This window comes from Limimaricola cinnabarinus LL-001, assembly GCF_000466965.1.
In the GTDB taxonomy this organism is placed as follows: domain Bacteria; phylum Pseudomonadota; class Alphaproteobacteria; order Rhodobacterales; family Rhodobacteraceae; genus Limimaricola; species Limimaricola cinnabarinus.
The window spans coordinates 155,868-169,268 of the sequence record NZ_BATB01000001.1; the positions used below are offsets into that span (position 1 = coordinate 155,868).

12 protein-coding genes and 2 pseudogenes are annotated in these 13,401 nt (G+C 68.6%); 5 read left to right on the plus strand and 9 right to left on the minus strand.

The window, feature by feature from the left end:
* Window positions 1–60: 60 nt before the first annotated feature.
* Window positions 61–771 carry an adenosylcobinamide-GDP ribazoletransferase gene (locus MBELCI_RS00715; RefSeq protein ID WP_021692203.1) on the plus strand — a complete coding sequence of 237 codons (711 nt, stop codon included), beginning with the start codon at window positions 61–63 and terminating at the stop codon, window positions 769–771.
* On the opposite strand, the gene MBELCI_RS00720 is transcribed toward MBELCI_RS00715, so the two are convergent.
* Both MBELCI_RS00720 and MBELCI_RS00725 read right to left on the minus strand, forming a co-directional pair.
* Complete coding sequence (locus tag MBELCI_RS00720; RefSeq protein WP_021692204.1) at window positions 768–1,457, minus strand: FG-GAP repeat domain-containing protein; 690 nt, start codon at window positions 1,455–1,457, stop codon at window positions 768–770. The two genes, MBELCI_RS00715 and MBELCI_RS00720, sit on opposite strands and share 4 nt — an antisense overlap.
* A complete protein-coding gene (locus tag MBELCI_RS00725) occupies window positions 1,457–1,780 on the minus strand; it encodes a 2Fe-2S iron-sulfur cluster-binding protein (protein WP_021692205.1) in 324 nt (107 codons plus the stop codon). The genes MBELCI_RS00720 and MBELCI_RS00725 overlap by 1 nt, the downstream gene beginning before the upstream one ends.
* Window positions 1,781–1,967: 187 nt before the next feature.
* On the opposite strand from MBELCI_RS00725, the gene MBELCI_RS00730 reads away from it, so the two are divergent.
* A complete protein-coding gene (locus MBELCI_RS00730; protein ID WP_021692206.1) occupies window positions 1,968–2,453 on the plus strand; it encodes a peptidoglycan-binding domain-containing protein in 486 nt (161 codons plus the stop codon).
* A 63-nt stretch (window positions 2,454–2,516) separates the two neighbouring features.
* Here the strand turns inward: MBELCI_RS00730 and MBELCI_RS00735 are convergent, their stop codons facing one another.
* From MBELCI_RS00735 to rpiA, 6 genes and pseudogenes are all read right to left on the minus strand, one after another.
* Complete coding sequence (locus tag MBELCI_RS00735) at window positions 2,517–4,022, minus strand: Do family serine endopeptidase (protein WP_081698453.1); 1,506 nt, start codon at window positions 4,020–4,022, stop codon at window positions 2,517–2,519.
* Between the two features lie 187 nt (window positions 4,023–4,209).
* The gene (locus MBELCI_RS00740; RefSeq protein ID WP_021692209.1) at window positions 4,210–4,404 is read right to left on the minus strand and encodes a DUF2065 family protein; all 195 of its coding nucleotides are present in this window, start codon (window positions 4,402–4,404) and stop codon (window positions 4,210–4,212) included.
* Complete coding sequence (gene hflC, locus MBELCI_RS00745) at window positions 4,401–5,555, minus strand: protease modulator HflC (protein WP_021692210.1); 1,155 nt, start codon at window positions 5,553–5,555, stop codon at window positions 4,401–4,403. Before hflC ends, MBELCI_RS00740 begins: the two co-directional genes overlap by 4 nt.
* A 1-nt stretch (window position 5,556) precedes the next feature.
* A pseudogene (hflK, locus tag MBELCI_RS00750) lies at window positions 5,557–6,752 on the minus strand (FtsH protease activity modulator HflK).
* A gap of 80 nt (window positions 6,753–6,832) precedes the next feature.
* Window positions 6,833–8,274, minus strand: a pseudogene (locus MBELCI_RS00755) (FAD-dependent oxidoreductase).
* 13 nt (window positions 8,275–8,287) lie between these two features.
* Window positions 8,288–9,073, minus strand: coding sequence for a ribose-5-phosphate isomerase RpiA (rpiA, locus tag MBELCI_RS00760; RefSeq protein ID WP_021692213.1), 786 nt, complete (start codon window positions 9,071–9,073; stop codon window positions 8,288–8,290).
* 178 nt (window positions 9,074–9,251) lie between these two features.
* Here rpiA and MBELCI_RS00765 point away from each other — a divergent pair, with 178 nt between their 5' ends.
* Window positions 9,252–9,953, plus strand: a complete 702-nt coding sequence (locus MBELCI_RS00765) for a glutathione S-transferase family protein (RefSeq protein ID WP_045319516.1) — start codon at window positions 9,252–9,254, stop codon at window positions 9,951–9,953.
* Between the two features lie 78 nt (window positions 9,954–10,031).
* On the opposite strand, the gene MBELCI_RS00770 is transcribed toward MBELCI_RS00765, so the two are convergent.
* A complete protein-coding gene (locus MBELCI_RS00770) occupies window positions 10,032–10,637 on the minus strand; it encodes a riboflavin synthase (RefSeq protein ID WP_021692215.1) in 606 nt (201 codons plus the stop codon).
* A 147-nt stretch (window positions 10,638–10,784) separates the two neighbouring features.
* Here MBELCI_RS00770 and MBELCI_RS00775 point away from each other — a divergent pair, with 147 nt between their 5' ends.
* A complete protein-coding gene (locus MBELCI_RS00775; protein WP_045319535.1) occupies window positions 10,785–12,071 on the plus strand; it encodes a capsule polysaccharide biogenesis protein in 1,287 nt (428 codons plus the stop codon).
* A gap of 183 nt (window positions 12,072–12,254) precedes the next feature.
* Window positions 12,255–13,388 carry a polysaccharide biosynthesis/export family protein gene (locus MBELCI_RS00780; RefSeq protein WP_021692218.1) on the plus strand — a complete coding sequence of 378 codons (1,134 nt, stop codon included), beginning with the start codon at window positions 12,255–12,257 and terminating at the stop codon, window positions 13,386–13,388.
* Window positions 13,389–13,401 lie beyond the last annotated feature (13 nt).

Consider the following 13,401-nt stretch of genomic DNA (forward strand, 5'->3'; position numbering starts at 1 on the left):
CGTTGCATCGCGGCTCCCGCCTGCCTAACCCTAGGGGACTGCTTTTGGAAAGAGGCCCCCATGCTTGAGCCAGTCCGCGCGGCCTTCGGGCTTCTGACGCGCTTGCCGGTCCGCCCTGCTCCGGTGCGTCCCGAAGGGGTCTGGGCCTTTCCCCTCGCCGGTCTCGCGGTCGGAGCGCTCGCGGGCCTTGGCTATTGGGGGGCGCTCTCACTGGGCCTGCCGCCCGGTCCGGCGGCGGCGCTGGCCCTGACGGCGTCGATCCTGCTCACCGGCGGGCTGCATGAGGACGGTCTGGCCGATTGCGCGGACGGGCTCTGGGGCGGGTTCGAACGGGCGGGACGGCTCGAGATCATGCGCGACAGCCGGATCGGCAGCTACGGGGTGCTGGCGGTCGGAACGTCGCTGCTGATTCGCTGGTCGACGCTGGTCGTGGTCGGGCCTTGGGGGCTGATCATCGCGGCGGTGGCGAGCCGGGCGGCGATGGTCTGGCCAATGATGCGGCTGCCGCATGCACGCCAGGACGGGCTGGCGCGGCTTTCGGGACGGCCTTCGGGGCGGGCCTTCGGCCTCGCCTGCGGCATGGCCGCTCTCTTGGTGTTGCCGCTGGCGGGGTGGAGCCTGCTGTGGCTCGTCCCGGCGATGGCTTTGGCCGCGCAATGCGCCACCGCCGTGGCCCGCGCCAAGATCGGCGGACAGACCGGCGATGTCCTCGGCGCGGCGCAGCAGCTGTCCGAGATGGCCGCACTTCTGGTTCTGGCGGCGCTGGTCTAGTTCTCGCAGCCCAAAGCGGGCGCGAAACCTTCGGCCCCGATCGCCCCGATCTCGCGCGCCGAGAGAGTCCCATCCGCAAGTCGGACCGCCATCACCCGCCGCCACGCCGCATCCGCGAGCACCAGCTCGGCACCGGCACCGCAATCGCGCAGGCCGCCCGAGATCTCCGCCTCGCCGAACCGGTGGTTGGTCAGCCCCTCCAGAGCCGCGACCTGTTCCAGCGCACCGTCCCGCATGCGCCAGACCCGCAGCACGCGGGCGAGGTGCGGCCGGTCGACATAGGACAGCTCGACCGCGCCGTCACCGTCGAGATCGGCGGGCGGCAACGGGGCCAGCCAGCGATGCGCGGTGCCGATGAAGGGGGTGGCAGCGACGAGGCCCCCGCCGCCATAGACCGACAGCCGCGCGCCCCGCGCCGCATCCGTCTCGACCACCACCGCTTCGAGATTTCCGTCACCGGTCACATCGGCAAGGCGCGGCGCGGTGTCCTCGAAGACACGGGTGTCCGGCAGGCGGATGAGACGGGTCTCGCCGCCCGTCGTCACCATCTCCAGCGCGCCCCATTCCTCGGTCTCGCCGAAAACGCCATGCACATAGCGCGATGTCGGCTCGGCAAAGCGAGCCTCGGCCAGCCCTTCGGCTGCGGCGGGTCCGGCCAGAAGCCCGAGGATCAGGGCAGCGCGCATCAGATCTGCCGCTCGGGCATCTTGACCTTGAGACCGTCGAGCGCGTCGGAGACCTTGATCTGGCAGGTCAGCCGCGAGCGCGCCTCGTCGGGCTCATAGGCGAATTCGAGCATGTCCTCTTCCATCGGATCCTTGGCGGGGAGTTTCTCGACCCAAGCCTCGTCCACATAGACGTGGCAGGTCGAGCAGGCGCAGGCACCGCCGCAATCGGCCTCGATGCCGGGAATGCCATTGTCGCGCGCACCCTCCATGACGGTCAGCCCGTTGGCCACGTCGACGACATGCTCGGTGCCATTGTGTTCGATATAGGTGATCTTCGCCATGTCGGACTCCTTCATTCGCGGCTCCGCCCTGTCTAGGCGAGGCGTTCGCGGCGTGCCAGAGCCAAGGCAGGACGCTCCGGCAGATGTGTTGCGTCTTGCGGGTCACGCCGGCGCACCGCCGCGCGGGAGCGCTTTCGATGTCGCGGCGGCCGGTCTAGTCTCGGGCGACAACCACCGCCGGTGACCGATGTTCCGCCTCCTGCTCGCCCTGCCGCTCGCGGCCTGCACCGTCGCGGTGCCGGAGCTGCCCGCCTTCATGGAGGCCGAGATCGAGACCGGCACCGAAGGGCGGTGTCATGGCCGCGACATCACTCCGGCGGTGATCGAGACGGTGCGCGAGCAGATCCGCGAGCCGGGCGACGGTCCGGCGCGCTACCGCACCATCGCGCGCCAGAGAATCCTGCACGAGCGGCGCGAGGTGCTGTTCGAGACGCTCTGCCCGCCTGAGTTCACCCCCGCCTTCGTCGAAACGCTGCAGCGCGCCTTGGTCACGCGCGGGTTCCATCCTGGCCCGGTGACCGGAGAGCTCGACCGGGTCACGCGCGACGCGGTGCAGGCGTTCCAGCGCAGCAGCGGCGGGCCCGACAGCCCCGTGCTGTCGCTCGCCTCGGCGCAACGTCTGGGCATCAGGGCACTGAGCCCCGATCAGCTTGAGGTCATGAACCGCCGCTAAGGCGCGGGCCCCATGAAAAAGGGCGCCCGAAGGCGCCCCATTCCTGACAATCGAAGGCAGGCCTCACTCGGCCGCGTCTTCCAGCCCCAGCGCCACGAAGCGCGGATCGCCGCCCCGCCGCACCAAGAGCAGCAGCGACTTGCGCCCCGCTTCGCGGGCCTCTTCGATGCGCGCGTCGAAATCGGCCACGGAGGCGACTTGCTGTTGCCCGGCCTCGGTGATGACGTCGCCCGCGACGACACCCTTTTCGGCGGCATCGGAGGCCGGGTCCACATCGGTCACGACGAGACCTTCGGCGTTCTCGGGCAGTTCGAGCTGCTGGCGCAGTTCCGGCGTCAGCTCCGACAGGGTCAGGCCGAACATTTCGGTCTCCTCCGCGTCGCCCGAGCCTTGGGCCGAGGCGGGTACGGCGGCGTCGGCCTCTTCGCGGCGGCCAAGGGTCACGGTGAGATCGACGGTCTCGCCGCCGCGCAGCACCGTCACCGGCACCGCCTCGCCCACCGGGGCGCGTCCGACCATGCGCACGAGGTCGCGCGTGTCGGGCACCTCGTTGCCGTCAAAGCTGGTGATCACGTCACCCGCTTCCATGCCGGCCTCCATCGCCGGACCCTCGGGCACGTCGGTGACGAGCGCACCCGCCGCCGTCTCGAGCCCGTCGATCGCGCCGACCATGTCGGGCGTCACGTCCTGAATGCGCACGCCGAGCCAGCCGCGGCGGGTCTCGCCGTATTCCTGAAGCTGGTCGACCACCTCGGTCACCACGTCCGAGGACATGGCAAAGCCGATGCCGATCGAGCCGCCATTGGGCGACAGGATCGCGGTGTTCACGCCGATCACCTCACCGGACATGTTGAACAGCGGGCCGCCCGAGTTGCCTCGGTTGATCGCCGCGTCGGTCTGAATGTAATCGTCATAGGTACCCGAGAGCGCCCGGCCACGGGCCGAAACGATACCCGCAGAAACCGAGAAGCCCTGACCCAGCGGGTTGCCCATCGCCATCACCCAATCGCCGACGCGCGCGCCTTCGCCGGTGCTGTCACCGAACTCGACATAGGGCAGTTCGTCGCCTTCGACCTTCAGCAGCGCGATATCGGTCGAGGCGTCGGTGCCCACCACCTCGGCTTCGAGGGTCTTGCCCGAGAAGAACTCGATGTTGATCTCGTCGGCACCCTCGATCACGTGGTTGTTGGTCACGACATAGCCATCGGCCGAAATCACGAAGCCCGAGCCCAGCGCCGAGGAGCGGCGCGGCGCGCTGTCGCCACGATCCTGAAAATCGCGGAAGAATTCTTCGAAGGGCGAGCCCTCGGGCACGATGCCCTGCGGTCCGGCGGGGGCCGAAACCATGGTCGAGGTGGTGATGTTGACCACCGCCGGGCTCACCTGCTCGGCAAGATCGGCAAAGGTGAGCGGGCGGGCGGCCTCCGGCGCGTCTGCGGTGCTCTGCGCCTCCGCATCCGGGGTCACGGCGGTATCTTGGGCAGCAAGGGGGGCCACCTGACTGAATCCCAACGCAGCGCCCAGAGCCAACACCGAAACGGCGCGGACGGGGGTGACGAGGGACTTCATGGGGGTCTTGGCGTTCACGGGCACACTCCTGTTTCGTCCTGGGCGTCGGAGCGCGAGGCGAAAGGCGGCTCCGGTCGGCGCAGACCATCAACCTAAGAAGCCCAAGCCGCAACTCAAGCCCTCGTCGCAGGCCGTCAAAGCGGTGTGACAGGCTGTAACACGAAATCGGGCGGTATCGGTGATGGCCCTAGAGTGTGGTCAGCCGCGCCATCCACAGCAGCGCGATGCCCAGAGCAAGCGTGACGAGCCCTGCCACACGCCGCTGTTCGGGTGTCATTCCCCGCAGGGTTTCGAGCATCTTCAAAAGAAGTGAAGGGGCCAGCGCCCAGGCCAGCCCCTCCACAACGAGCACCAGGCCAAGGCCCAGCAGGATCGGCGTCACTGCGTCGCGACCCCGGTTTCGGCGCCCGCTTCGTCCCCGGGCAGGATCACCCGCGGCGTCAGCGCCTCGGCCTGACCGGCCGCGGCGGCGTCGGCCTCGGCCTGCGCGTCGATCTCGCCTTCCTCGGTCGAGAATACGACCGCACCGTCCTCGCCTTGGGTGACCTGCAGGCTGTCGAGGCGGATCACCCCGGCATCGGCCTCGCCGGAGGCGGGTTCCTCTTCGAGACCACCATCGAGCGGACCGCGTTCGCGGGCCGGAGCCGGGGTCACGCCTTCCGGCAGGTCGTCGTCGTAGAGGTAGTCGAAGAAGGCGCTGTCGGGGGTCAGCACCATGGTCGAGTTCGACCCCTTGAGCGCGCGCTCATAGGCCTGCAGCGAACGGTAGAAATCGAAGAACTCGGCGTCGGCGCTGTAGGCGCCCGCGAAGATCGAGTTGGCCTCGGCGTCGGCTTCGCCTCGGGTCACCTGCGCCTCGCGCTCGGCCTCCGACATGGTTTCGATCACGGTCCGGTCGGCCAACGCGCGCACACGCTGCGCCGCCTCGTTACCGCGGGCGATCTCGTCGGCGGCCTCACGCTCGCGCTCGGCCCGCATCCGGGCAAAAGTCGCGTCGAGGTTCTGGCTCGGCAGGTTGGTCTGCTTGAGCCGGACGTCCACCACGTCGATGCCGAGGCCCTGCGCCGAGCGTTGCGCCTGCTCGCGGATCCGGTTCATCAGGGTCCGGCGGTCCGAGGACAGGATCGTGTCCGAGGTCACCTGATCGGCACCGAGCACTTCGCGGATCTGCGCGTTGAGGATCGACGACAGCCGGTCCTCAGCGGCGCGCACGCCGCCCACGCCGACGGCCTGACGGAACTGCACCACGTCCGAGATGCGGTAGCGTGCGAAGGCGTCGACCACGAGACGACGGTCATCGGACGGCGTCACCTCGATTGTATCGGTGTCGAGCGACAGGATCCGGTCGTCATAGGTCACGACCTCCTGAATCAGCGGGATCTTGAGCCCGAGACCGGGCTCTTCCTTGACTTGGCGGATCTGGCCGAACTGCAGCACCAAAGCCTTTTCACGTTCGTCCACGACGTAGATCGAGGACAGGATCACCGCCACGGCGATGACGAGGGCGGGAAGCACGAATGCGGTCTTCTTCATCTCAGTTCCCCTGCCCTTCGGTGGCGGGCGCGGCGGCCGCGCCCTGCTGGTTCTGCCCGCCCGACTGGCGGCCCAGCTCGTTCAGCGGCAGGAAAGGCACGATGCCCGTGCCCCCGTTCTGGCCGCCATTGGCGATGGAGGGATCGAGCACCATCTTGTCGACGTCGCCCAGCACACGCTCCATCGATTCGAGATAGAGGCGGCGACGCGTGACCACGGGCGCCTGCGCGTATTCGTCCTGCACCGCCGAGAAGCGGCTCGCCTGACCCAGCGCGTCGTTGATGGTCTGGGCGCGGTAGCCCTCGGCCTGCTCGACGGTCTGCGCGGCCTGACCGCGGGCCTCGGCGAGCACCCGGTTGGCATAGGCGTCGGCTTGACGCTGCAGACGGTCGCGCTCCTGCTCGGCGGCCTGCACGTCGCGGAACGCGTCGATCACCTCGGAGGGCGGGTCGGCGCGGTCGAGGTTGACCCGGACGACGCTGATGCCGCTCTCATAGGCGTCGAGCGTGGCCTGAATCGATTCCATCGCCGTATCGGCGATGAGGCCCCGGTCGCGGTTGAGGATCGGCGCGAGGTTCGACGCGGCGATGATCTCGCGCATCACGGATTCGGACACCGCTTGCACGGTGAGCTGCGGGTCGCGGATGTTGAACAGGAACTTGGCCGGGTCCGACACGTTCCAGACCACCTGAAAGCCGATATCGACGATGTTGCGTCGGTGGTCAGCATGAGCCCGTCATTGTCGCGCCCGATGCCGATGTTCTCGGTCCGCTCGGAGGTAACGTTGACCACCTCATGCGTGACCAGCGGCCAGGGCGCGAAGTTCAGACCGGGGCTGCCGGTGGAGGAATAGGAGCCCAAGAACAGCTCGACCGACTGCTCTTCGGGTCGCACTGTATAGAACGACATCACGCCCCACAGTACCAGCGCGCCCACCGCCACGAGACCGATGGTGCCGCGCGACATCTTGAACCCCGGGCCACCGGGGCCGCCGGAGCCGGTGCCGCGATTGCCACCGCCGCCCATCAGCACGCGAAGCTGCTCGCGGCCCTTGTTCATCAGCTCGTCGATCTGCGGGCTCTCGCCGGGCCGGCGTGGCCGCTGCGGGCCGCCGGGCCGTCTGTCGTCATCCCCGCCGCCGGTGGGGCCGCGCCCACCGCCGCCGCCGCCCCAGGGGCCGCCGTTGTTTCCAGCCATGAAGCCACTGTTCCCTTGTTGGTTTCCCCCGCGCCGGTTTCACCCGACACGCTTTGCATGTGTGGGCTACGCCCTCGTATTCAAGAACGACGCACCGGCTCGCGCATGGTGACGAGTTCCTCGGCCATGGTCGGATGCACGGCCACCGTGCGATCGAAATCCTCTTTGGTCGCGCCCATCTTGACCGCGATCCCCGCAAGCTGGATCAGCTCGCCCGCCTCGGGTGCGACGATGTGACAGCCCAGAACCTTGCGCGTCTCGATCGACACCACGAGCTTCATCAGCACCCGGTCCGCCGATCCGGCAAAGGAGGACTGCATCGGCTTGAACGAGGCGCAATAGACCTCGACCGGCTCGATCTCGCGCGCCGCCTCCTCGGTCAGGCCGATGGTGCCGAGCTCGGGCTGGGTGAACACCGCCGACGGGATCAGCGCGTGATCCACCGGCGTCGGGTTGCCCTTGAACACCGTCTCAACGAACTGCATGCCTTCGCGGATCGCCACCGGCGTCAGGTTCACCCGGTCGGTCACGTCTCCGATCGCATAGATCGAGGGGCAGCCGGTCTGGCTGTATTCGTCGACCTCGATGGCGCCACCCCGCGCGAGGGTTACGCCTGCCTCCTCCAGCCCGAGGCCGTCGGTGTTGGGCCTGCGGCCGGTGGCGAAAAGCACCGCGTCATAGACCCGCTCGTCGCCATTGGTGGCCTTGACCCAGACCGGGCCCTTGGTGCCTCGCGCCGCCTCGGGCGCACCGTCGATACCCGCCGCATCCGAGCCGGTGCCGCCGTGGCGCGCGGGATCGCCCGCCTCGCTCTCGGGGCACATCTCGACCACGTTGGTGCCCAGATGCAGGTCGATGCCGCGCTCGCGCATCGAATCCGCGATCAAGCCGCGCGCCTCGTCGTCAAAGCCGCGCAGGATCTGCGCGCCGCGGTAGAATTGCGTCACCTTCACACCGAGCCCGTGCAGGATGCAGGCGAACTCGCAAGCGATGTAGCCGCCGCCGACGATCAGGATCGACTCCGGCAGCGTCTCCAGATCGAAGATGTCGTCCGAGACCATGCCAGATGCGCGTTCGTCATGTCGGGCCGCACCGGCCGCCCGCCCGTCGCCACGAGGATGTGCTTGGCGGTCTTGCGGGTGCCGTCGGACAGCTCGACCGTATGCGGATCGGCGATCCGGGCGCGGGCGTCGAACATCTCCACACCCGAGCCGTCGAGCAGGCGGCGATAGACGCCCTCGAGCCGATCGAGCTCGGCATGCAGCTTCTGGCGGAAGGGGCGCCAGTCGAAGCGGCCCTCGCCGATCTCCCAGCCATAGGCGCGCGCCTCGTCGAGCACCTCGCCATAGCCCGAAGCATAGACCATGAGCTTCTTCGGCACGCAGCCGCGGATCACGCAGGTGCCGCCCATGCGGCTCTCCTCGGCCAGCGCCACGGAAGCTCCGGTGGCGGTGGCGGTGCGCGCGGCGCGCACTCCACCAGAGCCGCCACCGATCACGAAGAGATCATAGTCGAATGCCATAAGTTGGTCGGTCCTAGTCGGAAATGTCTGTGAAGATGTTGTCGGAGGCGAGGAAGTCGAACTGGGTTTCCTCCACCTCTCCATGCAGATCGAGGTTTTCAACCCGACCGTCGCCATGGCCGATGATCAGCGCGTCGCAGATATCGACGAAAAGACCGTTCTCGACCACGCCCGCGATCTGGTTCAGTGCGAGGCCGAGCTGGCGCGCGTTGCCGATCCGGTTGAGGTGCAGATCGAGGATGTGGTTGCCCTCGTCGGTGCGCACGGCCTCGCCGTCCTTCATGCGAAGCGCCGCCTCGCGGCCCAGCACGTCGAGCCCCACAAGCGTCTCCTCGACCAGCACCTTGGTCGCCTGCCAGCCAAAGGGAATGATCTCGACCGGCAGGGGAAAGGCCCCCAGCGTCTCGACCCGCTTGGTCGCATCGGCGATGACGACCATGCGGTCGGACGCGGTCGCCACGATCTTCTCGTGCAAGAGCGCGGCACCGCCGCCCTTGATCAGGTTCAGATCATTGTCGACCTCGTCGGCGCCGTCGATGGTCAGGTCGAGCCAGCCCGCCTCCTCCAGCGTGACGACCTCGATCCCGAGCTCGCGCGCCAGCTCAGCGGTGCGGTGCGAAGTCGGCACGGCGCGGATGCGCAGCCCCTCGTCGCGGACCATCTCGCCCAGACAGCGCACCAGCCACTCGGCGGTCGATCCGGTGCCGAGACCCACGCGCATGCCGCTTTCGACAAGGCGGCTCGCCTGCTTGGCGGCGACGAACTTCGCCTTTTCGACAGGTGACAATGCTCTGGCCATGCTGCGCCTCCTCGCGGGTCCTGCCCGTTCGTGGGCCCGGCTATGGGCCCGGTTATAGGAAAGATGCCGACGGGCCGCGAGGGGCAATCGACCCCTGCGCCCCTGCGTTCCCTCTTGCATGACCCGCGCCGGGGTGGTGGCATCCAAAACGGCGATCCGCTTTTCGAGGAAGGACCCGATGACCCTGCGGCTGCATTGTGCCCCCGACAACGCCTCGCTCTGCGTCCGGCTCGCGCTCGAGGAGCTTGGGCTCAGCTATGACGCCGTCCTGGTGGACCGGCGCGTCAGGGCGCAGCAGGCCCCGGCCTATCTCGCGCTCAATCCGCATGGCATGATCCCGGTGCTCGAAACCCCCGAGGGGCCGATCTTCGAGACGGCGGCGATCCTGCTGTGGCTCTCGGACCGGCACCGCGACCGCGCGGCGCTGATGCCCGCGCCCGGCGCGCCCGAGCGTGGCATGACGTTGGCCTGGCTGTTCTGGCTGTCGAACACGCTGCATCCCGCCTTGCGGATGCTGTTCTATGGCGGCGAGCATATCGCGCCCGAAATGGTCTTCGCGCTGCACGAACGCACGGCGCAGCGGACGATTGCCATGCTCGACCGGTTGGAGGCGGCGGCCCCCGGCCTTGGTGGCTGGCTCGGGGCCGCGCAGCCCTCCGCGCTCGACTGCTACCTCGCGCCGATGCTGCGCTGGTGCGCTCTCTACCCCGAAAGCGGCACCGGCTGGTTCGACCTCGGTCGCTGGCCCGAACTGCGCGGAGCGCTGGATCGGTTCGAAACGCGAGCCTCGGTCGAGGCGGCGATCCGGGCCGAGGGGCTGGGATCGCACCCCTTCACCGCCCCGCGCCCGCCGCAGCCTCCGGAAGGCTCCGCAAGGTAACGCGCCCCCTGCGAAGCGCGGAAATACGGCCTCCCGCAGGGCACGCGATCCGAACCGACATCGTGGGCGGGTTCGAGATCAGGCGTCCCAGTCGCGCAGCCGGGCGACATAGCGCGCCATGGTGTCGATCTCGAGGTTGATGAACTGCCCTTGGGCGATCTCGCCCCAATTCGTCACCTCGCGGGTGTGCGGGATCAGGTTCACGCCGAACTCCGCGCCCTCGACCTCGTTCACGGTGAGCGAGGTGCCGTTGAGCGCCACCGACCCCTTGGGCGCGATGAACTTTGCCAGCGCGTCCGGCGCGCGCAGGCGCACCCGCAGGCTGTCGCCCTCGTCTCGGGTCGAGACCACTTCGGCCACGCCGTCGACATGCCCTGAAACGATATGCCCGCCCAGCTCGTCGCCAACTTTGAGGGCGCGCTCGAGGTTGAGACGCTTGCCGGGGCGCCAGCCATTGCGACCGATATTGGTGAGACCGACCGTCTCGGCCGAGATCTGCACGTCGAACCAGTTGCGGGGCTCGCGGCCCAGCGCCACGACGGTGAGGCAGACGCCGTCGCAAGCGATCGAGGCGCCGATGTCGATGCCGTCGGGATCGAAGGCGGTGGCGATGCGGGCGCGCAGGTCGCCCTCCTGCTCCACCGCGAGAACCTCTCCGACGTCGGTGATGATGCCTGTGAACATGGGCGCGCTCCTGTCTAGTCCGCCAAGACCTAGAGACGCGAGGCGCGCCACACAATAGCATGCCCTTCCCCATGCCACCGGGCCGCCATAAAAGGGTCCGACGTCTTTGCGAAAAGAAAGGGATCGTCCGTCAGAATGGCCCGCATCATGACCGATCCCGCACAACGTCGCTTCCTGTTCCTGCAGGGCCCGCACGGGCCCTTCTTTCACCGGCTCGCAAAGATGCTCCGCGCCGCCGGGGCACGCACTTGGCGCGTCGGCTTCAACGCGGGCGATGCGGCCTTCTGGCATGACCGGTCGAGCTATATCCCCTATCGCGGCTCTCTCGACGGCTGGGCCGGCACCTTCGAGGGGCTGATCGAGGAACACGGCATCACCGATATCGTGCTCTATGGCGACACCCGTCCGGTGCACGCCGCGGCGGTCATGGCGGCGCGCGCACGCGGGCTTTGCGTGCATGTCTTCGAAGAGGGCTATCTGCGTCCGTGGTGGGTCACCTATGAGCGCGGCGGCACCAACGGCCATTCGCGGCTCATGGAGATCGGCATCGACGAGATGCGCGTGGCGCTGGAGCGATCCGATCCCGAGATCGCCGAGGCCCCCGCGCATTGGGGCGACATGCGCCAGCACGTGTTCTACGGCGCGCTCTATCACTGGTTCGTGCTGTTTCGAAACCGCGCCTATAGCGGTTTTCGGGCGCATCGGGCGCTGCCGCTCACGACCGAGGCACGGCTCTACACCACGCGGCTTTTGCTGATGCCCTTCCTCGCGCTCGACCGGATCGTGGCGACGGCGCGGATCCGGCAGGGCGGCTATCCCTACCACCTCGCGCTCCTGCAGCTCGAACACGATGCCAGCTTTCGGGCCCATTCGCCCTTCGCCCGGATGTCCGAGTTTCTCGAGCTGGTGATCGACGGCTTTGCCAAGGGCGCGCCGCGTCATCATCACCTCGTGTTCAAGGCGCATCCGCTGGAGAACGGGCAGGCCCCGCTCAAGCGGATCATCCGCGATCTGGCCCGCGCGCATGGCGTCGAGGGCCGGGTCCATTACCTGCGCGGCGGCAAGCTGGCGCGGCTTCTGGACGCGGCGCGCACCGCCGTCACGGTCAACTCCACCGCCGCGCAGCAGGTGCTGTGGCGCGGCATCCCTCTCAAGGCCTTCGGCCGCGCGGTCTATTCCAAACCCGACTTCACCTCGACACAGCCGCTGCCCGAATTCTTCGCGGCGCCGGTGCGCCCGGACCGGCGCGCCTACCGCGACTATCGCCGCTTCCTGCTCGAGACGAGCCAGGTCTCGGGCGGGTTCTACTCCTCGGCGGGCCGCAGGCGGCTGCTCCGGCAGGTGGCCGACATGATGCTCGCCGCCGAGGACCCTTACGACGCGCTGCGCGCGGGCCGGGTCGCACCGCGGCAACCGCTGCGCGCCCTGCCCTGACCGGCGCGGCCCGCAAGCCACACCGCGCCTTCCGCCGTCTCCGCTCCGGCGCGCAGCAACTGGTCAGCCGCCCCCCCGCGCGCTAGCCTTGCCCGCAACGGGCAGACTCTGTCCAAGACCAACAAAGGCCGGCCCGATCCCACGGGCCGCAGGCAGACAGGAACAGGTCGAGGAGACCGCGCAGTGACACACCTCTCCCACCGCCTCGCACGCGGTGCGGCCCTCATGGCCGTGATCGCCCTCGTCGCCGGCTGCGGGCTCACCCCACGCTCCGGCCCCAACAAGCGTGAGATCTTTGCAGGCTCGGTGCTCCGGCAAGGCGACGCTTTCGTCGTGGAGGTGGATGACCGGGTGAACCGCATCGCGGGCGTCACACCGGCGCTGGGCTTTGCCACCACCTTCGAGAATGCGGGCCTGCTTGGCTCGGACACGATCCAGCCAGGCGACGTGCTGGGGCTGACGATCTGGGAGAATGTCGACGACGGCCTGCTGGTGCCGACGGGTCAGAACGCCACCGTGCTCGAAGAGGTGCAGGTCGACGGGTCGGGCTTCGTTTTCGTTCCCTATGCGGGCCGCATCCGGGCGGCGGGCAATTCGCCCGAGACGATCCGCCGGATCATCAGTGAGAAACTCGAGGCACAGACCCCCGATCCACAGGTGCAGGTGCGCCGCCTCGCGGGTGACGGCTCGACCGTCTCCGTGGTGGGCGATGTCGGCGCGCAGGGCGTCTATCCGATCGAGCGGCCCACCCGCACGCTCTCGTCGATGCTGGCGGCGGCGGGCGGGGTCACCGTGCGTCCCGAACTGGCGCAGGTCACGCTGACGCGTGGCGGCACCTCGGGCGAGATCTGGTTCCAGGACCTGTTCGAGCAGCCGCGCGCCGATGTGGCGCTGCGCGCGGGCGACCGCATCCTCGTCGAGGCCGACACCCGCGACTTCACCGCGCTGGGGGCCACCGGCACGCAGGATCTCGTGCCCTTCGAGAGCCGCAACATCTCGGCCATCGAGGCGATCGCGCGCGTGGGCGGCCTGAACCCGCAGCTGGCCGATCCCACCGGCGTCTTCGTGTTCCGCAACGAACCGGCCGTGATCGCCGGGCAGATCACCGGCATTCCCGATCTGGTCGGTACGCAGCGTCTGGTCTACGTACTCGATCTTACCCGTCCCAACGGCATGTTCATGGCCCGCGACTTCGCGATCCGCGACGACGACACGGTCTATGTCACCGAGGCCCCGATCGTCGAGTTCGGCCGGGTGATCGGTGGACTGACCGGCACGCTGACGACGACGCGTAACGCCACCGACGCCGTGCGCTGAGCTTGACGGTCCG

Excerpts from the sequence above, each read along its gene's own strand:
- MBELCI_RS00715 (WP_021692203.1), top strand. The coding sequence starts at position 61 with ATGCTTGAGCCAGTCCGCGCGGCCTTCGGGCTTCTGACGCGCTTGCCG.
- MBELCI_RS00720 (WP_021692204.1), bottom strand. The coding sequence starts at position 1,457 with ATGCGCGCTGCCCTGATCCTCGGGCTTCTGGCCGGACCCGCCGCAGCC.
- MBELCI_RS00725 (WP_021692205.1), bottom strand. The coding sequence starts at position 1,780 with ATGGCGAAGATCACCTATATCGAACACAATGGCACCGAGCATGTCGTC.
- MBELCI_RS00730 (WP_021692206.1), top strand. The coding sequence starts at position 1,968 with ATGTTCCGCCTCCTGCTCGCCCTGCCGCTCGCGGCCTGCACCGTCGCG.
- MBELCI_RS00735 (WP_081698453.1), bottom strand. The coding sequence starts at position 4,022 with ATGAAGTCCCTCGTCACCCCCGTCCGCGCCGTTTCGGTGTTGGCTCTG.
- hflC (WP_021692210.1), bottom strand. The coding sequence starts at position 5,555 with ATGAAGAAGACCGCATTCGTGCTTCCCGCCCTCGTCATCGCCGTGGCG.
- rpiA (WP_021692213.1), bottom strand. The coding sequence starts at position 9,073 with ATGGCCAGAGCATTGTCACCTGTCGAAAAGGCGAAGTTCGTCGCCGCC.
- MBELCI_RS00765 (WP_045319516.1), top strand. The coding sequence starts at position 9,252 with ATGACCCTGCGGCTGCATTGTGCCCCCGACAACGCCTCGCTCTGCGTC.
- MBELCI_RS00770 (WP_021692215.1), bottom strand. The coding sequence starts at position 10,637 with ATGTTCACAGGCATCATCACCGACGTCGGAGAGGTTCTCGCGGTGGAG.
- MBELCI_RS00775 (WP_045319535.1), top strand. The coding sequence starts at position 10,785 with ATGACCGATCCCGCACAACGTCGCTTCCTGTTCCTGCAGGGCCCGCAC.